The following is a 23806-nucleotide window of genomic DNA, read 5'->3' as shown; positions in this document are numbered from 1 at the left end:
AGCCGCACCCTCCGGGGTGCGGCTGTTGCGTTCACAGACACTTATCCGCAGGTAAAGCCCAGTTCATCAGTTGCCCGGAACCTCGCCGCGCTCGCATACTTGCGGACTACAAGTAAACGACAGCGCAGCGAGGAAACAGTGTCGAATTCGGTCGAAACGCCGGTGGCCTACACCCACCGGCAGATCTTGGCTGTACTCAGTGGCTTGATGCTCGGCATGTTCCTGGCCGCGCTCGACCAGACGATCGTGGCGACGGCGATCCGGACCATCGCCGACGACCTCGACGGGTATTCACTGCAGGCGTGGGCGACCACCGCGTACCTCGTCACCGCAACCCTGGCGACGCCGCTCTACGGCAAACTGTCCGACATCTACGGCCGCAAGCCGTTCTTCATGTTCGCGATCACGGTGTTCGTGATTGGCTCGGTCTTGTGCACGTTCTCGACGTCGATCTACATGCTCGCCGCCTTCCGCGCAGTTCAGGGACTCGGCGCCGGCGGTCTGTTCTCGTTGGCGCTCACCATCATCGGCGACATCGTCTCCCCGCGTGAACGGGCCAAGTACCAGGGCTACTTCCTGGCCGTGTTCGGCACGTCCAGCGTCCTCGGACCGGTCCTCGGCGGGGTGTTCGCCGGACAGGACGAGCTCCTCGGAATCGACGGCTGGCGTTGGGTTTTCCTCGTCAACGTGCCGGTGGGACTCGTCGCGCTCACCGTCGTATCCCGGGTGCTGCACCTGCCGCGGCGACCGAGCGGAAGCCGGCGGATCGACTGGTGGGGTGCGATCGCTCTCGCGGTGGGTGTGGTGCCGTTGCTCGTGGTCGCCGAACAGGGGCGCAGCTGGGGATGGGACAGCTCGAAGTCGTTGGCGTGCTACGTCATCGGCGTCACCGGAGTGCTGGCCTTCGTGCTCGTGGAGCTGGCGATGAAGGACGACGCCCTCATCCCGATGCGCTTCTTCCGCAACAGCACGTTCGCGCTCGGCGTCGTGATCAGTCTCGTCGTGGGCGCCGTCATGTTCGGCGGCATCACCCTCCTACCTCAGTATCTCCAGGTGGTGAAGGGCTCGAGCCCGACCCTCGCCGGTTTCCAGATCCTCCCGATGGTCCTCGGTCTGATGGCCGGATCGGTGGTCAGCGGTCAAATGATCTCGCGGACCGGCCGGTACCGGTATTTCCCGATTCTGGGTACCGCCCTGATCGCGGTAGGCGCGTTCCTTCTGCACACGCTGGCCGCCGACACCCCGATGCCCGTCGTGATGGCATTCATGCTGATTCTGGGACTCGGTCTCGGAAACCTGATGCAGCCGCTCACCCTGGCCATTCAGAACGCGCTACCCCCACAGGACATGGGGGTGTCGACCGGAGCGGCCACGTTCTTTCGGCAGATCGGCGGCACCGCCGGCGTCGCGATCTTCCTGTCGATCCTCTTCTCCCGCCTCACCCCGGCCATCGGCGAACGAGTGACCGCCGCAGCCGGCACACCCGACTTCCGTCGAGCCGTCGCCGCGGCCGCGCAGAGCAACGACCCCGCCGAGGCCGCCATGGGCCAGGGAATGCTCAGCCCCGACCGCGCCGGCGTGAGCGGCGTCCTCACGGACAGTTCGGTGATCGGAAAACTCGACGAAGTTCTGGCCCTGCCCTTCCGGGAGGGATTCGCCGACGCCATCGGATCCGTCTTCCTCAGCGTGTCGATGCTCGCCGTCGTCGCCTTCGTCCTCACCGTCCTGTGGAAGGAAGTACCGCTCCGCAGCGAGTCCGGACTTCAGGCAGCGGCGCGGGGCGAAGCGGAGGTGTGAGACGACAACGGCGCCCACCCCGCAGGGGATGGGCGCCGTGCGTTGGTCGGATCGGTCAGTGCCCGCCGGTGTCCTTCAGACGCTTGAACGACGCCTCGACCTCGGCCTTGGCCTCGGACAGCCCCACCCAGTCGGCGGCCTCGACGTGCTTGCCGGGCTCGAGGTCCTTGTAGTGGACGAAGAAGTGCTTGATGGCGTCCAGCTCGAACTGGGGAACGTCGCCGATGTCCTGAATGTGATCCCAGCGCGGGTCACCCGCGGGCACGCACAGCACCTTGTCGTCGCCGCCGGCCTCGTCGACCATCTTGAACATACCGACCGGGCGCGCCTCGACGATCACGCCGGGGAACACCGACTCAGGAAGCAGCACAAGCGCGTCCAGCGGGTCGCCGTCCTCGCCGAGCGTGTTCTCGATGAAGCCGTAGTCGGCCGGGTAGCCGAATGCCGTGTAGAGGTAACGGTCCAGCTTTACGCGACCGGTCTCGTGGTCGACCTCGTACTTGTTTCGCTGACCCTTGGGGATCTCGATGGTGACGTCGAACTCCACGCCGATTCCTCGCTGTCGTGTCGGTGATGATTCCGGGGAAGGATATCGGGTCGAGGATAAGGTTGGTGTGCTGACCACCCACGAGATGCAAGTGAAGAACACGGAGGCGCGTTGCCGGGCCAGGGAAAGAAGAAGATGGGCTCGTTAGCGGGACGTCACCGTCGGAACATGCGGATGCTCCTCGCAGCGGTAGTCGTGGCGGTGCTCGCCGTGGCCGCCGTCCTCGTGATCGCCGTCAGCACGCAAGGCGCCTCGGCGAGCCGCGGCGAGCTGACTATCGCGCCGGTCCCTGCGCCGATCACCGCGGCGCCGCAGGTCACACCCGTTCCGGACGACGCGCCGTTGCCGACGCCGCGGGGAATCGCCGCGGCACTCGGCCCGGCGTCCGCCGACCCGGCGCTCGGAAAGTTCAGCGGCACGGTGGCCGATGCCGTCACCGGGCAGGTGTTGTGGAGCGTCGCCCCGCAGACGCCGATGACGCCCGCCTCCACCACCAAGGTGCTGACGGCGGCGGCGGCGCTGCTGTCGTTGCCGTCCGATCACCGGGTGACCACCAAGGTTGTTCAGGGCGCGAATCCCGGAGAAATCGTGCTCGTCGCAGGGGGTGACCCCACGATCACCGCGAAACCGGTGGGCGAGAACGGCTATTACCCCGGCGCGGCGCATCTGTCCCAGTTGGTGGATCAGATCCGGGCGGCGGGCGTCGCCGCCACCGACATCGTGGTCGACACCGGCGTCTATACGGGCGGGACCATGGCACAGGGCTGGTTCCCGGCTGATGTCGGCGCCGGCTTCATCACTCCCACCGAACCGCTCATGATCGACGGCGGGCGGGCAGATCCTCTGGTGGACGAGTCGCCGCGAACCACCACGCCGGCGCTGGACGCCGGGCGGGCGCTGGCAAGCGCGCTCGGGGTGAGCCCGTCCGCGGTCACGACCGGTGTCGCGGCACCGGGTGCGGCCACCATCGCTTCCGTGGACTCTGCGCCGCTTCGTGACCGGTTGCGGCAAATGATGGAACACTCGGACAATGTGCTTGCCGAAGCGATCGGGCGGGAGGTTGCCATGAATGCCGGCGCAGACGCTTCGTTCGCGGGAGCCGTCGCCACGATCGGCCAGAAGCTGTTCGAGGCCGGATTCGACATGTCGGGCCTCACTCTGCACGACGCCAGCGGGTTGTCCGTCGACAACCGCATCGCACCCCAACTGCTCGACCAGGTTCTGACCGCTGCCGCGGGAGACGGCACGCCCGCGCTGCGGCCCATGCTCGACTACTTGCCCGTGGCCGGAGCGACGGGAAGTCTCTCGGACCGCTACGCGTCGGGCAACCGCACCGGTGCCGGGTGGGTGCGCGCGAAAACCGGCACGCTGTCCACTGCGAGCGCGCTCGCCGGGTACGTCGTGGACCAGAACGGCCGGGTGCTGACCTTCGCGCTGATGTCCAACGACCGGCCCCCGGAGATCAGTCGCCCCGCTCTCGACGCACTGGCGGCCGCCCTCCGCACGTGCGGGTGCCAGTGATGGCCCCCGACACGAATGCGTTCAGTGGAGTCGTCGACTGGAAACTCGCTGCCCGGACGGGGGTGAAGCTGGCCCGGAGCGGTCCGGCCACCTCGCGGTACACGGCCGAGGCCGTCGTCGCGGAGTTGGCCGACGCGTCCATGCGCGCGGAACTGCCGGTTCGGGAAGTGACCGGCCTGGCTGACGGACTGCCCGTACCGACGGCCCAGATCCTCGACCGGGCGGGGTGGATTCACGCCGCTGCCCATTCGATGTCGCAGCTCACCGGCGGCGACTCCGCACCCGGACTCCTCCTGGGAAAGCCGGCCGGTATCCAGGCCGGTGCCATGCTCGCCTACCTGTCCTCGGCGATCCTCGGCCAGTACGACCCCTTCACCGGGGACAACGGAACCCTACTGCTGGTGGCGCCGAACGTGGTGACCGTCGAGCGGGCACTGCGCGTGAACCCGAGCGACTTCCGGTTGTGGGTGTGCCTGCACGAGGTGACCCATCGGGTCCAGTTCTCGTCCTCGCCCTGGCTGACGCAGTACATGCAGGATGCGGTCGACACCCTGGGAACATCCGACGACGAGTCGGTGGCCGATGTCGTCGGACGGCTGTCGGCCGCGGTGCGTGACCGCGGGCGCCCGGATCCGGATGCGTCCGCCGCCCCCGGTGGAATCGTCGGACTGCTGCGCGCCACCCAGGCCGAACCGCAACGCGAGGCCCTCGACCGTCTCCTGGTTCTCGGCACCCTCCTCGAGGGGCACGCCGATCACGTGATGGACGCGGTCGGGCCGGCCGTGGTCCCGTCGGTCACCACGATCCGCGCTGCATTCGACAACCGGCGCCGCCGCAAGAGCAACCCGGTGCAGCGTCTGATCCGGGCGCTGCTCGGGATGGACGCGAAGATGGCGCAATACGTCCGCGGCAAGGCGTTCGTCGACACCGTCGTCGGCGAAGTCGGCATGGACCGATTTAACGTGATCTGGACCGGCCCCGACACCCTGCCCCGGCTGGCCGAGATCGATCGCCCGGCCGACTGGGTGTCGCGGGTACTGGGCTGAGACTCGCAGTGCTGCTTCCCGAGGAGCCGGCGATTCTCGAGGTGCGCCACGCAGTGCGACGCTGGCTCGTACAGCACTGTCCCGGCGGTGTGGTCGCGGTGGCGCTGTCCGGTGGTGCCGACTCACTGGCATTGACGGCCGCAGCGGCGGCGGAAGCGCGCACGGTCCGCGCCCTGGTGGTCGATCACCGGCTGCAGACCGGTTCCGCCGACGTGGCACAGGAAGCAGCCGCCCGCGCCCGCGCACTCGGGTGCGTGTCCACCGAGGTGCTGGGCGTCGACGTGACCGGTTCCGGCGGACTCGAGGCGGCCGCCCGGGACGCCCGCTACCGTGCTCTCGACTCGGCCCGTCGGAGCGATCCGGTGTTGCTGGGCCACACCCTGGACGATCAGGCCGAGACCGTGCTGCTGGGCCTGGCCAGAGGATCGGGCGGCCGATCCATCTGGGGAATGAGCGCCTACGACAGCCCGTGGGGACGCCCACTGCTCGGCGTCCGACGAGCTGTCACCCACCAGGCGTGCAGCGAACTCGGACTCCTCCCGCACGAGGACCCGCACAACGCATCCCCGGACTTCACCAGGGTCCGCTTGCGCACGGAGGTACTGCCGCTGCTCGAGGACGTCCTCGGCGGCGGTGTCGCGGGTGCGCTCGCCCGCACCGGCGAGCAGTTGCGCGAAGAGGGCGCCGTCCTCGACTCGGCCGCGGACACGGTCGGTGCGCGTGCCGTGGTCGACGGAGAGCTCGACGTCGCAGCCCTGGCGGATGTCGCACCGCCGATACGCCGGCGGGTGTTGCGGACGTGGCTTCTCGCGGCGGGCGCGCGGGCGCTCGGTGACAAACAGTTACGGGCCGTCGACGACCTCGTCGTGCAGTGGCGTGGGCAGGGTCCGGTCGCAGTCGGCGGCGGGACACCGGACGCCAGGTTGGTGGTCTGCCGACGACGTGGCAGGCTGAACGTCGGATTGGACGACCGACGAAGGGTTTGACCGCGTGTACGAAGGCGACATCGCATCGGTACTGATCTCCGAAGACGAGATTCGTCGACGTACCGTCGAGCTGGCCGAGGAGATCGCGAAGCGATACCCGGAGGGAACCCCTGAAGGGGATTTACTCCTGGTCGGTGTTCTGAAGGGCGCCATCTTCTTCATGACCGACTTTGCGCGGGCACTGCCCATCCCCACGCAGATGGAATTCATGGCCGTCAGCTCCTACGGATCGTCGACATCGTCCTCGGGCGTCGTCCGCATCCTCAAGGATCTCGACAAGGACATCGCCGGTCGGCACGTGCTCATCGTCGAGGACATCATCGACTCCGGGCTGACGCTGTCCTGGCTGATGCGTAACCTGTCGAGCCGCAATCCGGCATCGCTCGAGGTGGTCACGTTGCTCCGCAAGCCAGATGCCATCAAGGTCGACGTCAACGTCGCGAATGTCGGCTTCGACATCCCCAACGAGTTCGTGGTCGGATACGGACTCGACTACGCCGAGCGGTACCGCGACCTGCCATATATCGGAACTCTCGAGCCTTCCGTCTACGGCGGCTGAGCAGCCGCTAGCGCACGGACTCGTGGGACACGACGGGTTCGAGTGCCCGCAGGTCCTCCTCCAGTTGGCGGAACAGCCAGTAGACACCGACGAACGCGACGATCCCGCCGAGGCACAGAATGCGGACCGCGATGATCACCAGAGTGATCTCGTCAGGCGACAGGAAGGTCACGCCGGCCACACCGGCGAGCGGAACCGACGCGGCCACCGCGAGATACAGGGTGCTGCGTCGATCCAAGCCCCGAAGTTTCTGCGCATCGGCACTACTGGCGATGTCCTGCGGTAGCAGGCTGGGATAGATGCAGCGCACCGCGAAGAAGGCGACGACGAAGAACGGGTACGCCACCGACACCGCGCCGCACACGATCAGTGACGCGATGAAGTGGACGTATGCGCCCGGCGGAACGCCCCCGGCCGCCAGCTGCAGGGAAATCGGATAAGCGACCCCCGCGACGAACCACAACCCGAACACGACCAGCACGACGCGGTCGCCGAGCAGGAGGGTGTCGGTGCGCGCGCGGGTGAGAGTGTGCCGGTCGTACGTGCGCCCCTTGCGCAGCCCGCGCGGCACCAATAGGGGATAGCGGCACCAGTACAGCAGCAGGATCGCGCCCAGCGGAAACGCAATCGAGTTGATCACCAGCTGTATCTGCTCGAAGGAACGCTGCACCTCCGGAGTCAGCGCACTGATGATCAGCATCTTGTTGTGGTGATAGTTGTAGATTCCGGCCAGAGCGTTCGGCGCCGCGATACCGACGACGAGGATCGGCAGGGCCCAGCGGCGCAACCGCATGCGCCAACTGTGTGGCGGCGGGTCGACGAGGTCGCGGGCGCGCGGATTGAGGCAGAGGTCGAACTGCTTGGCCAGCTCCGCTCCGCTCGACCAGCGCCCTTCGGGCTTCGGCGACAGGCAGGTCAGCAACACGCGTCGCAACGATGCGGGGCAGTCGTAGGGCAGGTGGTCGAGGAACTCGGGATCGATGGCGCGACTGCGGTGATCCAGCATCGCCTCGAGCCCGACCAGCGACTCACTCGACACGTCCTCGTCGGGGAAGGGGCGTCGCCCGCACATCAACTCCCACAGCATTACACCCAGCGCGAAGATGTCGCTGCGGGTGTCCAGATCGGCCGCGGTGCCCGGCATGCCGCGATGACACGCTTCGAGCTGCTCGGGCGACATGTAGGCGAGGGATCCACCGAAGTAGGCCAGCGGTGACGCTCCCGAGACGGAGTCGCTGAAACTGATGTTGAAGTCGGCAAGCTTGGGCACACCCTCGGCCGTGAGCAGGATGTTGGCCGGTTTGATGTCGCGGTGCAGAACCCCACGTTTGCCGGCGTAGTCGAGGGCGTCCGCCAGCCGCCTGCCCAGCCACGCGATCGTTTCCGGCCAGGTCAACGACGCTATCTCCGCCCGGACACTCGAATCGGTGGGCCGGATCTCACCCTTCTCCCGCATTTCCTCGTCCACTACCTCGAGTAGGAGGCTGCCGTTCCGCTCGCGTTCGGGTGTGACGCGGACGCGCCGCAGCACACGCAGCAGCGTCCCACCCGGTAGGTACTGCATATAGAGCAGGCGGAGCTTGCGGTCCTCGAGTAGTCGCTGATCGAACACCCGCACGATGTAGTCGTGGTCGAGTTGCGCGAGAGTTTGCGGTTCGTTGCCGTGGTCGTGCGAGATCTTCACCGCAACGAGGCGTTGCATCGAACGCTGCCGGGCCAGGAACACCCGGCCGAACGCGCCGCTGCCCAAACCCATCAGCAGATCGAAGTCGTCGACCTGCTGGCCGACCTCGACATCGTCGAGGGTCTCTCGGGTCGGCGGTCTGGTGATCAGGGTGTCGACGGGAACGGCGGTGACAGTGCGGCTACTCTCGCTCGGCCGCTCGGCGCCCAGTGTGGGAGCAGCAGCCGTTCGCTCACCGTCAATCGTCGGAGCAGCAGCCGTTCGCTCACCGCTCAGCTGTCCAGAAACGGTTCGCTCACCGCCGAGCTGTGCAGACATGGTTCGCTCACCGCTCACTGGCGACGGGCCGGCCGCGACCGTCGCTTCACTGCTCTCGTGGTCGGAGTTCTGGACTCCGACGGTCTCTTCGGCAGAGGTTGATTCAGCGGCTGATCTGTCTCTGCCCGACCCGTTTCCTCTGGTCATAGCGCTTCGAGGTTCTACTGGGCGGGTGTAGCGAGCCCCGTCCGGGGACAAGCGAATGGTAACCCCGCGGACCTACCGTATCCAGCGCGAATAGTCGAAATGATCGAGTCGCTGAAACCTATACTCGAATGATGGGCGATCACCCGCTCTCCTCGGCCATCGGCATCGCCGACCGTGTGCGCTCCGGCATGTCGAGTCCGGTCGAGGCCGTGGAGTCGGCCTTGGCCGTCATCGCGGAACGAGACCCGAAGATTCGCGCCTTCGCCAGCGTCCTCGCCGAGCAGGCCCGCGCCGACGCTCTCGCCCTCACCCATCGTGCCGATCTGTCCTCGCTGCCGCTTGCGGGCGTGCCTGTCGCGATCAAGGACGACATTCCGGTCGCCGGCCAGCCGATGAGAGAAGGATCGCGCGCGACGAGCGCCGAGCCGAAGGCCTCCGACCATTCTGTCGTGGCCAGGCTGCGAGCAGCGGGAGCCGTCGTGGTCGGGCTGACCGCCCTTCCCGAACTTGCCGTGTGGGGCACGACGGACGCTCCCGGCGTCATCACCCGCAATCCATGGAACCTCTCGCGCACGTGCGGTGGCTCGTCCGGGGGATCGGCTGCGGCGGTCGCTGCCGGAATGGTCCCGGTCGCCCACGGGACCGACGGTCTGGGTTCCATACGCATCCCGGCCGCGAATTGCGGCGTGTTCGGTATCAAACCGGGTCGTGGGGTGGTGCCCTCGGAACTCGGTGCGACGTCCTGGTTCGGCATGGCGGAGAACGGCCCGCTGGCGACGACGGTGGCTGATGCCGCCTTGATGCTGTCCGTACTGGCGGATCGACCGGAACTAGCGCAACTCGCAGAGCCCGCACCCCTGCGGATCGCAGTGGCGCCCGGGTCTCCGACCCACCTGTCCGTCGTGGATCCGCACTGGCGGGCGGCAACCGAGCGGGCCGGCACGGAACTGGCCGGCTCCGGCCATCGCGTTGAGGCGGCGAAGCTGCCGTACCCGGTGAACCTTCTCCCCGTCCTCGCCCGGTGGACTGCCGGAACGGCAGCCGACGCGGATGGACTCGACTTTCGGCAACTGCAGCGCCGCACCCGGCGACACGTGGCCGTCGGCCGAGGGCTCCGACGAGTGGTCCGTTCACAGCAGGTAGTCCGGCTCGAGCAGACGATGTTCGCCTTCTTCGCGGACTACGACGTCGTGATCACGCCCACACTCGCCCAGCCACCGCTGGCCGCCGCGGCCTGGAGCGAGCGATCCTGGACGTCGAATATCGTCGCCAACGTCCGGTACGCCCCGTTCACGGCGCTCTGGAACCTCGTCGGGTGGCCGGCGGCAAGCGTCCCGGTGGGCACGCATCCGCAGTCGGGCACCCCGCTCGCGGTGCAGATCGCCGCGCCACCGGGAGGCGAGGCACGCATTCTGGCACTCGCCGCCCACATCGAACGTGTCGCAGCCTGGCCGAGAGTGGCGCCTGCACGGTGAACGACGGCAATGGTCCGCGCGCCGACGGGGTTGAGGGAACCTGGGGGCGGTCGCATGCGTTGACGTAGAGATACCGTCCCCACGGGCGGTTGGCTGCTACCTGGAGTCGCCGGCGTGCCGTCGCGGTAACCTGGATTGTCCGGTTGGCAGCCGGAAGGCGCACTCGGTAGACCCGCACTCTCGAAAGGACCGGCCACTTCGGCCGACCTGTATGAACCGTAAGACAGTGTTTCGTAACCTGGCGATAGTTGCCGGCATCCTGCTGGTGATCTATGCCTTCAGCTACTTCGGCAACGACACGCGCGGATTCAAGGGTGTCGATACGTCCGTGGCCATCGCGCAACTCGACGCGAACAACGTCGAGAAGGCGCAGATCGACGACCGCGAGCAGCAGCTGCGCCTGTGGCTCAAGGACGGCAACGACGCCACCGGCGGTGAGACCGAGATCCTCGCGAAGTATCCCGAGGCGGCATCGGAGCAGATCTTCACCGAGATCTCCGACAAGGGCCTGGCGAGCTACAACACCACGGTCACGCAGGAGAGCTGGCTCACATCGATCCTGCTGTTCGTGCTGCCGATGGTGATTCTGCTGGGCATCTTCTTCTTCGTGATGAGCCGAATGCAGGGCGGCGGCCGCGGCGGCGTGATGGGCTTCGGCAAGTCGAAGGCCAAGCAGCTGAACAAAGACATGCCGAAGACGACCTTCGCCGACGTCGCGGGTGCCGACGAAGCGGTCGAAGAGCTGTACGAGATCAAGGACTTCCTGCAGAACCCGATGCGCTACCAGTCGCTGGGCGCGAAGATCCCGCGCGGTGTGCTGCTGTACGGGCCTCCCGGAACCGGTAAAACCCTCCTCGCCCGTGCGGTCGCAGGCGAGGCCGGCGTCCCGTTCTTCACAATTTCCGGCTCGGATTTCGTCGAGATGTTCGTCGGTGTCGGCGCCTCCCGTGTCCGCGACATGTTCGAGCAGGCCAAGCAGAACAGCCCGTGCATCATCTTCGTCGACGAGATCGACGCCGTGGGCAGGCAGCGCGGTGCGGGTCTGGGCGGTGGCCACGACGAACGCGAGCAGACCCTCAACCAGTTGCTGGTGGAGATGGACGGATTCGGCGATCGGACCGGCGTCATTCTCATCGCCGCCACCAACCGCCCCGACATCCTCGATCCTGCGCTGCTGCGTCCCGGACGTTTCGACCGCCAGATCCCGGTCGGTGCTCCCGACCTCGCCGGTCGCCGCGCGATTCTCAAGGTCCATTCGCAGGGCAAGCCGATCGATCAGCATGCCGACCTCGAAGGTCTGGCCAAGCGCACCGTCGGAATGTCGGGTGCCGACCTCGCCAACGTCATCAACGAGGCCGCGTTGCTCACCGCCCGCGAGAACGGGACGGTCATCACCGAGGCCGCTCTCGAGGAGTCGGTCGATCGCGTGGTCGGCGGTCCCCGCCGCAAGAGCCGCATCATCAGCGAGCACGAGAAGAAGATCACCGCGTACCACGAGGGTGGGCACACGCTGGCCGCGTGGGCAATGCCCGACATCGAACCCGTCTACAAGGTCACCATCCTCGCTCGCGGCCGCACCGGCGGTCACGCGATGACGGTTCCCGAGGACGACAAGGGCCTGATGACGCGGTCCGAGATGATTGCCCGACTCGTGATGGCGATGGGTGGCCGTGCCGCCGAGGAATTGGTGTTCCACGAGCCGACCACCGGCGCGTCTTCCGACATCGACATGGCGACGAAGATCGCCCGCTCGATGGTCACCGAGTACGGCATGAGCGCCAAGCTGGGTGCGGTCCGTTACGGACAGGAGGGCGGCGACCCGTTCCTCGGCCGGTCGATGGGTCAGCAGTCCGACTATTCGCACGAGGTCGCGCGGGAGATCGACGAAGAGGTCCGAAACCTCATCGAGGCGGCGCACACCGAGGCGTGGGCCATTCTCAACGAGTACCGGGACGTCCTCGACATCCTGGCCACCGAGCTTCTCGAGCGTGAGACTCTCACCCGTAAGGACCTCGAGAAGATCTTCCACAGCGTGGAGAAGCGTCCGCGCATCACGGCATTCAACGACTTCGGCCACCGGACGCCCTCCGACAAGCCGCCCGTCAAGACCCCGAGGGAGCTTGCGGTCGAGCGCGGCGAGCCCTTGCCCCAGCACCAGCCGGAGCCGGTGTTCGCTCATCAGCAGTCGTCGCAGCAAGCCCAGCCGCAGCAGCAGTACCCGCAGCCGGCGGCCCCGGCAAATGGATACCCGCAGCCGGGCCCCTCGCGACCGCAGGGCGGGATCGCACAGCCGCGCCCGGACTACGGCGCACCCGCGGGATGGTCGGCTCCGGGATGGCCGCCGCGTGATTCGGGTGCGCAGGGCCAGGAAGGCCGGTACTCCGGCACCCCGAACCCGGGCAACGAGTGGAACCCTCCGCACGAGCAGCGTCCCAGCGGGGACGAGGATCCGCAGACGCGGCCCTGGCGAGGACCGGACGGATCGAACTGATCTGCGCGAACTAGGCTGATGTTTCGGGACACACGTTCCCGATAGTGGAGGAGTTTCGGTTGTCGGTAGATCATCTCGATAGTGAACCCGTGGCACTCGAAACGGGACGGGTGTTCGATCAGCCCCGGGCTGAAGCTGCTGTGCGCGAGTTGCTGATCGCGATCGGCGAAGATCCGGACCGGCCTGGCCTCATGGACACTCCTGCCCGGGTTGCCCGGTCGTATCGCGAGGTCTTCGCAGGCCTCTACACCGACCCCGACAGTGTCTTGAACACCACATTCGACGAGGGCCACCAGGAACTGGTGCTCGTTCGCGACATTCCGCTGTACTCGACGTGTGAGCATCATCTCGTCTCCTTCCACGGGGTCGCCCATGTCGGTTACATCCCCGGGACGACCGGCAAGGTGACGGGTCTGTCGAAACTGGCTCGCGTGGTCGACCTGTATGCCAAGCGTCCGCAGGTCCAGGAGCGCCTGACCAGTCAGATCGCCGATGCCGTGATGCGCAAACTCGATCCGCGCGGAGCGATCGTCGTCATCGAGGCCGAGCATCTGTGTATGGCGATGCGGGGCATCCGCAAGCCGGGAGCCAGCACCACCACCTCGGCGGTGCGGGGACTTCTCCAGTCCAGCGCGGCCTCACGTTCCGAGGCTCTGGACCTTATTCTGCGCAAGTGACCGCAATCGAGCTGCCCTCGCCCGGCCGGACCGTGGTGATGGGTGTCCTCAACGTCACCACCGATTCGTTTTCGGACGGGGGTCGGTTCCTGGATCGAGACGCGGCCCTGGCTCGCGGACTGGAACTGAAGCGTCTCGGGGTGGACATCGTCGATGTGGGCGGCGAATCGACTCGTCCGGGGTCGGCGCGGGTCGCCCCCGAGGTAGAGGCGGGGCGTGTGGCTCCGGTCATCGCAGATTTGGTAGCCGAGGGCATCTGCGTCAGCGTCGACACGATGCGAGCCTCCGTCGCCGAAGTGGCAATCGAGGCGGGCGCCTCCATCGTCAACGATGTCGCCGGAGGGCGCGCTGACGCGAAGATGGCATCCGTCGTGGCAGACGCTGGTGTTCCGTGGATCCTGATGCACTGGCGATCGGCCGGTGATTACGTTCACCGAGGCAACGCGGACCATTACGAAGACGTGGTGCGTGAGGTTCGAGACGAACTGATGACACAGGTGGACCTAGCGGTCGAAGCCGGTGTCTCGGCGAGTTCGCTGGTGCTGGACCCGGGACTCGGCTTCGCGAAGAATGCCGCCCACAACTGGGCGCTTCTCAAAGCATTGCCGGAGTTCACCGCCCTGGGATTCCCCGTCCTCATCGGTGCCTCGCGCAAGAGATTCCTGGGTTCGCTGCTGGCGGAACCCGACGGCACGAGTCGGCCACCGGCGGGACGCGAGGTCGCGACCGCGGTCGTCTCAGCACTCGCCGCCACGTACGGAGCGTGGGGTGTGCGGGTGCACGACGCGCAGGGTTCGCTCGACGCCATCGCGGTGGCCGAGGCGTGGGCACGAGGTGGCGTCGCCGGTGAGTGACCGAATCGAATTGCGCGGGTTGAAGGTTCGCGGTAATCACGGAGTCTTCGAGCACGAGAAGCGGGACGGCCAGGACTTCTACGTCGACATCACCGTGTGGATCGATCTCGCGCCGGCGGCAGCGTCGGACGCTCTCGAGGACACTCTGGACTACGGCGGACTGGCGGAGCGGGCCGCGGCGATCGTCGCCGGGCCGTCCCGGGACCTGATCGAGACCGTGGCCGCAGAGATCGCCGACGGGGTCATGACGGATCCTCGCGTGCAACGCACCGAGGTGGTGCTGCACAAGCCGTCCGCGCCGATTCCGTTGACCTTCGCGGACGTGGCGGTCGTTGCGCACAGGTCACGGCCATGAGCCGCGCCGTGCTGTCCATCGGGTCGAACGTCGGCGACAGCGTCGCCCACCTGCAATCCGTTCTGGATGCGCTGGGAAACAGTGTGGTGGCGGTCTCGCCGGTGTATTCGACCGCGCCGTGGGGCGGGGTCGAGCAGCAGGACTTTCTCAATGCGGTGCTGGTGGTAGATGATCCGGCCCTCGACGCCGCCGGATGGTTGCGACGGGGACAGCAGATCGAGGCGGCCGCGGACCGCGTACGGACGCAGCGATGGGGCCCGCGGACGTTGGATGTCGACGTCATCGTCTGCGACGGCGTCCGTAGTGACGATCCCCACCTGACCCTGCCGCATCCGAGGGCGCACGAACGCGCCTTCGTCCTCATCCCGTGGCTCGACGCAGATCCCGACGCAGTCCTGCCCGTCGGAGGGGAGTCGCACCGGGTCGACGAACTCCTGGCATCTCTTGACGAGGGTGAACGCGAGGGTGTGCGTCGTACGGAGTTCGCCCTGAACCGGCGGTCGCGATGAAACCGGAACCGACCGGCACGATGAAGCCCACTCGGATCTGGGACCTGCTGTTCCTGGCGGCCCTGGCCGTGGCGGCCACTTGGATTCTGGTCCGGGTCTTCTACGGCTCCTTTCCGCCCATTCCCGTGTACGCGGGGGCGTCGTTGTATCCGGTAGCGGTGATCGAGGTGATTCTCGCGTTCATGGTCCGGTCCAGGGTCAGCAACCACCAGGTCGGTGACGGTCCGCGTCAGCTGCATCCGATCACCGCAGCCCGGGTTGCCGCCTTGGCCAAGGCCTCCGCGTTGGTCGGTGCCGCGACCGCCGGAGTGTGGGGCGGCTTCCTGCTCTACCTCCTCCCACAGCGTTCGGTGTTGCGGGCCGCAGTGTCGGACACGCCGGGTGCCTGGGTCGGGTTGGTAGCCGCCCTGGCGCTCGTCGGCGCTGCCCTGTGGTTGGAGCACTGTTGCCGCACCCCGGACGACCCGTCCGACGAGCCGGCGCACTAGCACGTGGGGGGATCGCCGGACGTGTCCTGCGAATGCGCAGTGCACCGCTGACGGCCAAGTACCCTGGCAAGCATGACGAATCCTGGTCGCCTCAAGTCTGCGCGCCGCAACCAGCGCAGCGCGAGCCAGATGATCGTTGCGGCGTTGCTCGCGCTGGCCGTGGTCGCGTCCCTTTTCCTGATCTTCAGCGAGAGCGTGCCACTGCTGAGAGTTGGCGTGGTCGTGGCACTCTGGGCGGCCACTCTCGGTGCTATCGCGATGACGAAGTACCGGCGCGAGTCCGCTCTCGACAAGGCGAAGGTCAACGATCTGCAAACCGTCTACGAGCTCCAGCTCGAACGGGAGATCTCCGCGAGGCGTGAATACGAGCTGACCGTCGAGAAGCGGGTACGCAGCGAGGTGCGCGCCGACGCCGAGGAACTTGCGGCTCTACGGGCCGAGCTGTCTTCGCTGCGGAAGAGCCTCGAAGCATTGTTCGACGGCGCCATGCCGACCGAAAGGATCGCGCTGCGTGCCGACTCCACGCGGGTTCAGGAACTCGCGGGCGGGTCGTACAGCAGCTACCAACCGGCGGCGTCCGGACTCTATATCCCCGGGGCGGGACACTCCGGTCACCAGGGGCAGCAGAGCGGCGGGCCGCAACACCACTTCGCGAATCCCGACGACGAGCCGGTCACCGCCGAGACCTCCATCGTCGCCCCCGATAACCGGGGCTACGCGGAGGCGGAAATCGAGGTCGAGCCGGAGCCCGAGGCCCAGCCCGAGTCGGAAGCCCAGCCGGAGCAAGAGCCGGAGGCGGAAGCCCAGCCGGAGCAAGAGCCGGAGGCGGAAGCCCAGCCGGAGGTAGAAGCGCAGCCGGAGACCGAGCCCGAGAAAGAGCCGGAGGCGGCACCTCAACCGGAGGTAGAAGCTCAGGACGAGCCCGAGCCGGTGCCGGGGTCGCGGCGTGCTCGTCGACGGGCATCCGAGGACGACGAACCTACCGGCGCACACGCGAGTGGTTTGTCCGTGGCCGAGATCATGGCCAACATGCATACGACGGCGGGCACTGCGCAGGGCACCGGACGTCGACGGCGTCGCGAAGCCGAGTAATGAGGCACAGATCACTTCGCCGGCGCATGGCGGGGTGAACTGGAAGCGGGCTATTCTCACTCGAGAACGTCTGGTACCCGCCGAGCGGGACTGGAACGAACGAGAGGACGAAGGTGACCTCTTTCGGGATCACTAATGGCCCTGCGCCTGCGCGATTGTCGGTAGGAATTGTCTCCGCCGGCCGGGTCGGTACAGCTATCGGGGCGGCGCTCGAGCGGGCAGGTCACGTCGTTGTTGCCTGTTCGGCGGTGTCCGACGTGTCCCGTCATCGAGCGCGCACCCGTCTGCCCGACACGGAAATTCTCCCGGTTGCCGATGTCGCTGCCCGCTCCGAGCTGCTGATTCTGGCCGTTCCCGACGCGGAACTCGCTTCGCTGGTGGCGGGGCTGGCCTCCACCGATGCGGTGCCGAATCGCACGATCGTCGCCCACACCTCGGGGGCCAACGGCATCGGCATCCTCGATCCCCTTGCCCGGCAGGGCGTGGTTCCCCTCGCGATTCATCCGGCTATGACATTCACCGGTCACGACGAGGACACCGTACGCCTCGCGTCGGCATGTTTCGGGCTCACCGCGGCCGACGACATCGGTTATGCCATCGCGCAGTCGCTGGTGCTGGAGATCGGCGGCGAGCCGGTGCGGGTTCGCGAGGACATGCGACCGCTCTACCACGCGGCTCTCGCGCACGGCAGTAATCACCTGGTCACGCTGGTCGTCGACGCCGTCGCCGCCCTGCGTGTCGCGCTCGAAGGGCAGGAGCTCCTGGGGCAGGAGCTGATCGGCAACGAGCCGAACGGCGTTGCGGAACGAGTTCTCCAACCCCTGTTGTCCGCTGCCCTCGACAACGCGCTCCGCCGCGGCCCGGCCGCCCTCACCGGTCCGGTGGCACGGGGAGATTCGGAAGCTGTGGCCACGCACCTGCGGGTACTCGAAGAGGTCGATCCTCGGATCGCCGCGGGGTACCGGGCGTTGTCGCTTCGGTCGGCCCAGCGGGCAGGCGCTACACCTGAACTACTCGACATCCTGGAAGAGCGGAGGTGAGTTCCGTGAGCGAACTGCAAGGCGGATACAAGCGCGGGGAACTCACCGTGCACCACGACCCCAAGGTCCTGACCAGGGTCTCGAAGGCGCTTCGGGGCGTCGGTCGGCAGGTCGCACTGGTGCCGACCATGGGAGCCCTCCATGCCGGACACCTGGAGTTGGTGCGGCAGGCCAAGTTGACGGGCGCGGTGGTGATCGTGTCGATCTTCGTCAACCCACTGCAGTTCGGCGCCGGGGAAGATCTCGATTCTTATCCGCGCACGCTCGATGCCGACCTCGAGTTGCTGCGAGAGGCCGGGGTCGAATTGGCATTCGTGCCCACTGCGGCCGCGATGTACCCGGCCGGTCAGCGGACCATGATCCACCCGGGCCCGCTCGGCGCCGAACTCGAAGGAGCGGCCAGGCCGACGCATTTCGCGGGCATGCTGACCGTCGTTGCCAAGCTGCTCCAGATTGCCGCGCCGCACGTTGCGTACTTCGGTGAGAAGGACTACCAGCAGCTCACGCTGATCCGGCAGATGGTCACCGACCTCGACTTCGACGTCAGGATCCTGGGCGTGCCGACGGTCCGCGAGCACGACGGTTTGGCGTTGTCCTCACGTAACCGGTACCTCGACGAGGAACAGCGTGCTGCGGCGACAACGTTGTCCGCGGCTCTCATCGCCGGCGCCCATGCCGCTGCCGGCGGAGCCGAAGCGATTGTCGCCACCGCCCGTGAGGTGCTGGCGTCGGCGCCCGAAGTAGATGTCGACTACCTCGAAGTGCGGGGCGTCGATCTCGGTCCCGCTCCCGAACGGGGGGACGGTCGCCTGCTCGTCGCCGCCCGGGTGGGGTCCACCCGGCTGATCGACAACGTCGGGGTCGCGGTCGGCACCGGTTTTCTCGAACGTGCAACGGAACCGCCGTCCGGCACGGCGGTCTCCGAAGAGCTCACCTCCCGATAGAAAAGCGTCGAATCTTCCGTCTGTGGAAGAGTAAGGACCAGAACATGTTTCGCACCATGATGAAGTCGAAGATCCACCGCGCCACCGTGACGCACGCCGATCTCCACTACGTCGGTTCGGTCACGGTGGACCAGGATCTGATGGACGCCGCCGACCTTCTCGAAGGGGAGCAGGTGTGCATCGTCGACATCGACAACGGTGCGCGGCTCGAGACCTATGTCATCGCCGGCGCACGCGGTAGTGGTGTGATCGGAATCAACGGGGCGGCAGCACATCTGGTCAAGCCTGGTCACCTCGTCATCCTCATTGCGTACGGAGTCATGAACGAGGAGGAGGTGCGGGACTACCAGCCGCACGTCGTCTTCGTCGATGCAGTCAACAAGCCCATCGAGCTCGGCAGCGACCCGGCGCACGCACCGGAAGGTTCCGGCCTCATCACTCCCCGCATGCTCGGGTCGCTCGACGCCGAGCGTGAATCCAGCCTGGTGTAACCGGTGCTTCTTACCGTCGACGTCCGGAACACGAACATCGTTCTCGGGCTGTTCACCGGATCCGGCGAACACTCGAAGCTGGTGCAGGACTGGCGGATGCGTACCGACCAGAGGATGACGGCAGATGAGCTGGCGCTGATCTTCCGCGGACTGCTCGGCGTACACGTCGACCAGATCACCGGTGTGGCCGCGTTGTCGACGGTCCCGTCCGTGTTGCGGGAGATTCGGGTGATGTTGACGCGGTACTGGGGTCACGTTCCGCACGTGCTGGTGGAACCGGGAGTCCGAACCGGTGTCCCACTGCTCGTGGACAACCCGAAGGAAGTCGGCGCCGACCGGATAGTCAACAGTCTTGCGGCGCACCATCTGTACGGGGCGCCGTGCATCGTCGTCGATTTCGGCACGTCCACCTGTGTCGACGTCGTGTCGGGTAAGGGCGAGTTCCTCGGTGGGGCTATCGCCCCCGGGCTCGAGATTTCGTCGGACGCACTGGCGTCGCAGTCGGCGGCGTTGCGCAAGGTGGAGCTGCTCCGCCCCCGCTCGGTAGTCGGCAAGAACACCGTCGAATGCATGCAGTCGGGTGCGGTGTTCGGTTTCGCGGGTCTCGTCGACGGTTTGGTACGTCGGGTCCGCAAGGAGCTGCCGGCCTTCGCGGGCTCCGATGTGGTGGTGATCGCGACCGGTGATCGCGCGCCGCTGATCATGCCCGAGACGGAGACCATCGACGAGCACGAACCGGACCTCACCCTCGAAGGCCTGCGGCTGGTGTACGAGCGGAATCAGGCCCGTCGTGGGGCGTCCCGTCGGAGTCCGCTCGACTGACGGGTTCCGTCCGCCCGGAAGATGTGCCACAATGGTCGGCGTGAATCGCTGCGCGCGTGCTCAGGAGTGTTGTCGAGGCTGAACGCTGCCTTGACCAATTCACACTTCTGGAGTCTCTCTCGTGCTCGCAACCTATTCTTCTGCAGCTGTACCCACCCGTCTTCGTCCGGCCGATCTGCTGCGCATCACCGATCAAGGTGCTGCCGAGGTCCTCGACGGCCGGCACGACAACCTCCTCCCACATCGATGGCCGGCCGATGAACGCTGGTCCTCGCGGCTGTACAGCGATGACGACATCGATGTCTGGCTGATCAGCTGGGTTCCGGATCGAAACACCGAATTGCACGACCACGCAGGCTCTTTCGGGGCGCTCACCGTTCTCAGTGGGGCCCTCTCCGAGTTCCGCTGGGCGGGTGACCGCCTGCGTCACCGGACGTTGGAAGCAGGCGATCAGGCTTCCTTCCCGCTCGGATGGGTTCACGACGTCGTGCGAGCCCAGGACGTGCCCGGAGCGAGTGTTTCGACGCCGACTCTCAGCGTGCACGCCTACTCGCCGCCGCTGACGGCCATGTCCTACTACGAGGTCACCGAGCACGGCACCCTGCGCCGCACCCGCAGTGAACTCACCGATCTCCCCGAGGGCGGTTCGAAATGACCATCGATCAGATGCTCGAAGAGGCTCGCACGCAGATCGACCGGATGTACGCGTTCGAGCTGCCCGAGGCGGTGGCGCGCGGTGCGATCGTCGTGGATATCCGACCACAGGCGCAGCGGGCCGTCGAAGGCACACTGCCCGGCGCTCTGGCCATCGAACGGAACGTGCTCGAGTGGCGCCTCGACCCCACCAGCTCGGCGCACCTGGCATTGGCAGTCAACCACGATGTGGAGTGGATCATCGTCTGCTCCGAGGGCTACACGTCGAGTCTCGCTGCCGCGTCATTGCAACAACTTGGCCTGCACAAGGCGACCGACCTCGTCGGCGGGTACAAAGCGATCAAGGCGGCGGGACTTCTGGGAGCGCTCATCGGCTCGCGGCACTGCACGCGCGAGCTGGCCACCGTTTCGGCCCATTGACCGAAGCCGGCCGACGCCCGAAGACTCCTGAATAGGGGCGCCGCGGGCGGTCGATTAGGCTGGTGACCCGTGAGTGAAGCAGCAGACCAGCCAGTCGACGACACCCCCGAGCAGCTCCGGATCCGTCAGGAGAAGCGTGCGCGGATCCTCGCGGAGGGGCGCGAGGCGTACCCGGTGTCGGTTGCGCGCACCCACACGCTGTCGGAGATCCGCGCGAAGTACCCGGAGCTGGCGCCCGACACCACGACAGGTGACGTGGTCGGTGTCGCGGGTCGTGTCATCTTCGTCCGCAACACGGGCAAGTTGTGCTTCGCGACGCTGCAGGAAGGCGACGGCACCCAGCTGCAGGCGATGATCAGCCTCGCCTCTGTCGGGGAGGATGCGCTCGCGTCCTGGAAGGCCGATGTCGATCTCGGTGATTTCGTGTTCGTCCACGGTGAGGTGATCAGCTCCCGTCGTGGCGAGTTGAGCGTGATGGCCGATTCGTGGCAGATCGCCGCGAAGTCGCTTCGTCCGTTGCCGGTAGCGCACAAGGAGATGAGCGAGGAATCGCGCGTCCGGCAGCGTTACGCCGACCTGATCGTGCGAGCGGAGGCGCGCGAGAATGCGCGCAAGCGGGTGGCCGTAGTACGAGAACTGCGCAATGGTCTCGAACGCCGCGGATTCCTCGAGGTCGAGACACCGATGTTGCAGACGCTCCACGGTGGCGCCGCGGCCCGGCCCTTCGTCACTCATTCCAATGCCCTCGACATCGACCTCTATCTGCGTATTGCGCCGGAACTGTTCCTGAAGAGGTGCGTCGTCGGCGGTATCGAGAAGGTTTTCGAAATCAATCGCAATTTCCGGAACGAGGGCGTCGATTCCACCCATTCGCCGGAATTCGCGATGCTCGAGACCTACGAGGCCTACGGCACGTACGACGATTCCGCCGTCATGATCCGTGAACTGGTTCAGGAAGTCGCCGAGGCGGCTTTCGGGTCGACCGTGGTGACACTTGCGGACGGCACCGAATACGACTTCGGTGGCGAATGGAAGACCCTCGAGATGTACCCGTCGCTGTCACAGGCGATCGGTGTCGAGGTGACCCCCGCGACCACCGTCGACGAATTGCTTGCGCTCGCTCAGAAGGTAGGCCTCGAGGTACCCAAGGACAAGGGGTACGGGCACGGAAAGCTAGTGGAAGAACTATGGGAGCACCAGTGCGGCGACCAGTTGTACGAGCCCACATTCGTTCGGAACTTCCCGGTCGAGACGTCTCCGCTCACACGGGACCACCGGACCGAACCGGGAATCACGGAGAAGTGGGACCTATACGTGCGCGGCTTCGAGTTGGCCACCGGCTATTCGGAATTGGTCGATCCGGTGATTCAGCGTGAGCGTTTCGTCGATCAGGCCCGGCTGGCCTCGGCCGGTGACGACGAGGCGATGGTCCTCGACGAGGAGTTCCTCGCCGCGATGGAGCAGGGAATGCCTCCCACCACCGGTACCGGAATGGGAATCGATCGACTGCTCATGGCATTGACGGGATTGGGAATCCGGGAAACAATCCTCTTTCCCATTGTTCGCCCCTCGTCCCGCTGATTCACCTCGACGAAATCGTGCAAATAAGATAAGTCCATTCTCTGTATTCCGAGACGACGAATCAAGGGTATGGTTACCTCCGGGTAGTAGCTCGCGTTGACGATGACACGTTCGCTTCATTCGAGAGGAAATTCATCCCATGGCCAAGAAGGTTACCGTCACCCTGATCGACGATGTCGATCAAGAGGCATCTGCTGATGAGACCGTCGAGTTCGGACTCGACGGTGTCCAGTACGAGATCGACCTTTCCTCGGAGAATGCGGCTAAATTGCGCGAGCAGCTCGACGTGTGGGTTTCGCATGCCCGAAAGGTCAGTTCGCGCAAGCGTGGCAAGACCGTGGCGGCAGCCCCGGCCGCTACCAAGTCCCGCGTTTCTGTCGACCGGGAACAGAGCGCCGCCATCCGTGAATGGGCGCGCAAGAACAACAAAAAGGTTTCTGCACGCGGACGGATCTCCGCCGAAATTATCGACGCGTACAACAAAGCGAACTGAATGTCGGCTGGGAACAGAATTCGCTGAATCGGTCCCCGGGAGCCTTCTCGGCTGTTACGGTCCACGACTGATCGGATAATCGGTTAATGTGGACTGGCCACGCCTCGTTGCGTGCGGATTCGGCAATTCTGTTCCTGGCGTTCGGGCTGTAGGCCGACAGAGGACCGACCTCGGTGTAACAGCCCCTTCCGGGAGCGGAATCTTCCCTGTCCAGTGTGCTGCGCGAAGCGACAACACAGATGCTCTCGCCCACACCGACCTGAACCCTCGTGTGCTCGCCGACCTCCGGCCGTGTCGCCGGACGCGACTTTCCGGCCCCATCGCCACCGCCGGTTTCCTGCGAGCTTTCGGATGCGTCCTCGAGGCGCCGCAGGATCTGCTCTGCCCTCAGTCGTGTCGGGGGACTGCGTCGGCAGGGAGTGGGTGGCGAACACACAGGTCATCGACATACCCTGTCGGGACAGGCCGGACTGGCAGGCTTTCTGTTCGTGCGGCAACGCTGCGACGGAAACGACTGCGTGCGGGTCGCGGACTTCGCGACAGCTGTGGGAACTGTGGTCGACCCATCCGGCAACGTCCTTGCGACGAACAACTGGACAGAAGTATCTGTTCGAGCCCACCCCGGCGGCTACGAAACGGTGGCCTCGTCGGCCTCGCCGTCCCTGTTCGCTCCAGGCGTACAGGGAAGCGAAACGAATGCCGGAGCTGGGGCGTTGAATACGATAAGCAGGCTCGCCCGCTCACCTAAAGGGGTGGAGGGGCAGCAGGTCGATCGGCAGCCAACTAGAGTATGAGATGGGGTCGTGGAACCTTCG

General features: G+C 66.2%; 23 protein-coding genes. 21 read left to right on the top strand and 2 right to left on the bottom strand.

From position 1 onward, the window contains the following. The first annotated feature begins 99 nt into the window (after positions 1 to 99). Complete coding sequence (locus HYG77_RS12360; protein ID WP_208962802.1) at positions 100 to 1797, top strand: MDR family MFS transporter; 1698 nt, start codon at positions 100 to 102, stop codon at positions 1795 to 1797. Between the two features lie 55 nt (positions 1798 to 1852). Here HYG77_RS12360 and HYG77_RS12355 read toward each other — a convergent pair whose 3' ends face one another. Continuing rightward, positions 1853 to 2344, bottom strand: a complete 492-nt coding sequence (locus tag HYG77_RS12355) for an inorganic diphosphatase (protein ID WP_109326430.1) — start codon at positions 2342 to 2344, stop codon at positions 1853 to 1855. Positions 2345 to 2479: 135 nt separating this feature from the next. Here HYG77_RS12355 and dacB point away from each other — a divergent pair, with 135 nt between their 5' ends. Genes dacB through hpt form a run of 4 tightly spaced genes read left to right on the top strand, consistent with a single transcriptional unit; the run spans position 2480 to position 6456 of the window. Further along, on the top strand, positions 2480 to 3865 hold the full coding sequence (dacB, locus tag HYG77_RS12350) for a D-alanyl-D-alanine carboxypeptidase/D-alanyl-D-alanine-endopeptidase (protein ID WP_208963360.1): 1386 nt from the start codon (positions 2480 to 2482) through the stop codon (positions 3863 to 3865). After that, the gene (locus HYG77_RS12345; RefSeq protein WP_208962801.1) at positions 3865 to 4911 is read left to right on the top strand and encodes a zinc-dependent metalloprotease; all 1047 of its coding nucleotides are present in this window, start codon (positions 3865 to 3867) and stop codon (positions 4909 to 4911) included. The genes dacB and HYG77_RS12345 overlap by 1 nt, the downstream gene beginning before the upstream one ends. An 8-nt stretch (positions 4912 to 4919) precedes the next feature. Further along, positions 4920 to 5897, top strand: coding sequence for a tRNA lysidine(34) synthetase TilS (tilS, locus tag HYG77_RS12340; protein ID WP_208962800.1), 978 nt, complete (start codon positions 4920 to 4922; stop codon positions 5895 to 5897). Positions 5898 to 5901: 4 nt separating this feature from the next. Further along, positions 5902 to 6456 (top strand): hypoxanthine phosphoribosyltransferase, encoded by a 555-nt coding sequence (gene hpt / locus HYG77_RS12335; protein WP_109326452.1) that lies wholly within the window; start codon positions 5902 to 5904, stop codon positions 6454 to 6456. 7 nt (positions 6457 to 6463) lie between these two features. Here hpt and HYG77_RS12330 read toward each other — a convergent pair whose 3' ends face one another. Further along, positions 6464 to 8605, bottom strand: a complete 2142-nt coding sequence (locus HYG77_RS12330; protein ID WP_208962799.1) for a serine/threonine-protein kinase — start codon at positions 8603 to 8605, stop codon at positions 6464 to 6466. Positions 8606 to 8736: 131 nt separating this feature from the next. Here HYG77_RS12330 and HYG77_RS12325 point away from each other — a divergent pair, with 131 nt between their 5' ends. From HYG77_RS12325 to HYG77_RS12250, 16 genes are all read left to right on the top strand, one after another. Next, entirely contained in the window at positions 8737 to 10080 is a 1344-nt protein-coding gene (locus HYG77_RS12325) for an amidase family protein (protein ID WP_208962798.1), read from the top strand. Positions 10081 to 10291: 211 nt separating this feature from the next. Continuing rightward, positions 10292 to 12571: an ATP-dependent zinc metalloprotease FtsH gene (gene ftsH / locus HYG77_RS12320; protein WP_109326454.1), complete on the top strand. Its 2280-nt coding sequence runs from the start codon at positions 10292 to 10294 to the stop codon at positions 12569 to 12571. A 59-nt stretch (positions 12572 to 12630) separates the two neighbouring features. Continuing rightward, the gene (gene folE, locus HYG77_RS12315; RefSeq protein ID WP_109334833.1) at positions 12631 to 13248 is read left to right on the top strand and encodes a GTP cyclohydrolase I FolE; all 618 of its coding nucleotides are present in this window, start codon (positions 12631 to 12633) and stop codon (positions 13246 to 13248) included. Next, a complete protein-coding gene (gene folP / locus HYG77_RS12310) occupies positions 13245 to 14102 on the top strand; it encodes a dihydropteroate synthase (protein WP_208962797.1) in 858 nt (285 codons plus the stop codon). Before folE ends, folP begins: the two co-directional genes overlap by 4 nt. Next, a complete protein-coding gene (folB, locus tag HYG77_RS12305) occupies positions 14095 to 14457 on the top strand; it encodes a dihydroneopterin aldolase (RefSeq protein ID WP_109326456.1) in 363 nt (120 codons plus the stop codon). The genes folP and folB overlap by 8 nt, the downstream gene beginning before the upstream one ends. Next, positions 14454 to 14966 (top strand): 2-amino-4-hydroxy-6-hydroxymethyldihydropteridine diphosphokinase, encoded by a 513-nt coding sequence (gene folK, locus HYG77_RS12300; protein WP_208962796.1) that lies wholly within the window; start codon positions 14454 to 14456, stop codon positions 14964 to 14966. Before folB ends, folK begins: the two co-directional genes overlap by 4 nt. Positions 14967 to 14986: 20 nt before the next feature. Next, complete coding sequence (locus HYG77_RS12295; RefSeq protein ID WP_201453587.1) at positions 14987 to 15454, top strand: DUF3180 domain-containing protein; 468 nt, start codon at positions 14987 to 14989, stop codon at positions 15452 to 15454. 72 nt (positions 15455 to 15526) lie between these two features. Then, on the top strand, positions 15527 to 16546 hold the full coding sequence (locus tag HYG77_RS12290) for a DUF6779 domain-containing protein (RefSeq protein ID WP_208962795.1): 1020 nt from the start codon (positions 15527 to 15529) through the stop codon (positions 16544 to 16546). A 113-nt stretch (positions 16547 to 16659) separates the two neighbouring features. Continuing rightward, positions 16660 to 17586 (top strand): DUF2520 domain-containing protein, encoded by a 927-nt coding sequence (locus tag HYG77_RS12285; RefSeq protein ID WP_109326462.1) that lies wholly within the window; start codon positions 16660 to 16662, stop codon positions 17584 to 17586. Positions 17587 to 17591: 5 nt separating this feature from the next. Beyond that, positions 17592 to 18530: a pantoate--beta-alanine ligase gene (panC, locus tag HYG77_RS12280; protein ID WP_109334834.1), complete on the top strand. Its 939-nt coding sequence runs from the start codon at positions 17592 to 17594 to the stop codon at positions 18528 to 18530. A 44-nt stretch (positions 18531 to 18574) separates the two neighbouring features. Beyond that, the gene (gene panD, locus HYG77_RS12275) at positions 18575 to 19021 is read left to right on the top strand and encodes an aspartate 1-decarboxylase (RefSeq protein ID WP_109326463.1); all 447 of its coding nucleotides are present in this window, start codon (positions 18575 to 18577) and stop codon (positions 19019 to 19021) included. Positions 19022 to 19024: 3 nt separating this feature from the next. Then, on the top strand, positions 19025 to 19843 hold the full coding sequence (locus HYG77_RS12270) for a type III pantothenate kinase (RefSeq protein ID WP_109326464.1): 819 nt from the start codon (positions 19025 to 19027) through the stop codon (positions 19841 to 19843). A 121-nt stretch (positions 19844 to 19964) separates the two neighbouring features. Beyond that, positions 19965 to 20498: a cysteine dioxygenase family protein gene (locus HYG77_RS12265; protein WP_208962794.1), complete on the top strand. Its 534-nt coding sequence runs from the start codon at positions 19965 to 19967 to the stop codon at positions 20496 to 20498. After that, a complete protein-coding gene (locus HYG77_RS12260) occupies positions 20495 to 20917 on the top strand; it encodes a rhodanese-like domain-containing protein (RefSeq protein ID WP_208962793.1) in 423 nt (140 codons plus the stop codon). The genes HYG77_RS12265 and HYG77_RS12260 overlap by 4 nt, the downstream gene beginning before the upstream one ends. Positions 20918 to 20986: 69 nt before the next feature. Further along, complete coding sequence (gene lysS, locus HYG77_RS12255; protein WP_109326468.1) at positions 20987 to 22498, top strand: lysine--tRNA ligase; 1512 nt, start codon at positions 20987 to 20989, stop codon at positions 22496 to 22498. Positions 22499 to 22637: 139 nt separating this feature from the next. Continuing rightward, positions 22638 to 22991 (top strand): Lsr2 family protein, encoded by a 354-nt coding sequence (locus HYG77_RS12250; protein ID WP_109326469.1) that lies wholly within the window; start codon positions 22638 to 22640, stop codon positions 22989 to 22991. Positions 22992 to 23806: the final 815 nt, after the last annotated feature.

Origin of the sequence: Rhodococcus sp. ZPP (genome assembly GCF_017656075.1) — a bacterium.
Classification (GTDB): domain Bacteria; phylum Actinomycetota; class Actinomycetes; order Mycobacteriales; family Mycobacteriaceae; genus Rhodococcus_F; species Rhodococcus_F oxybenzonivorans.
Note: the sequence above shows the minus strand (reverse complement) of the source record. Positions and strands in the feature narration are given on the sequence as shown.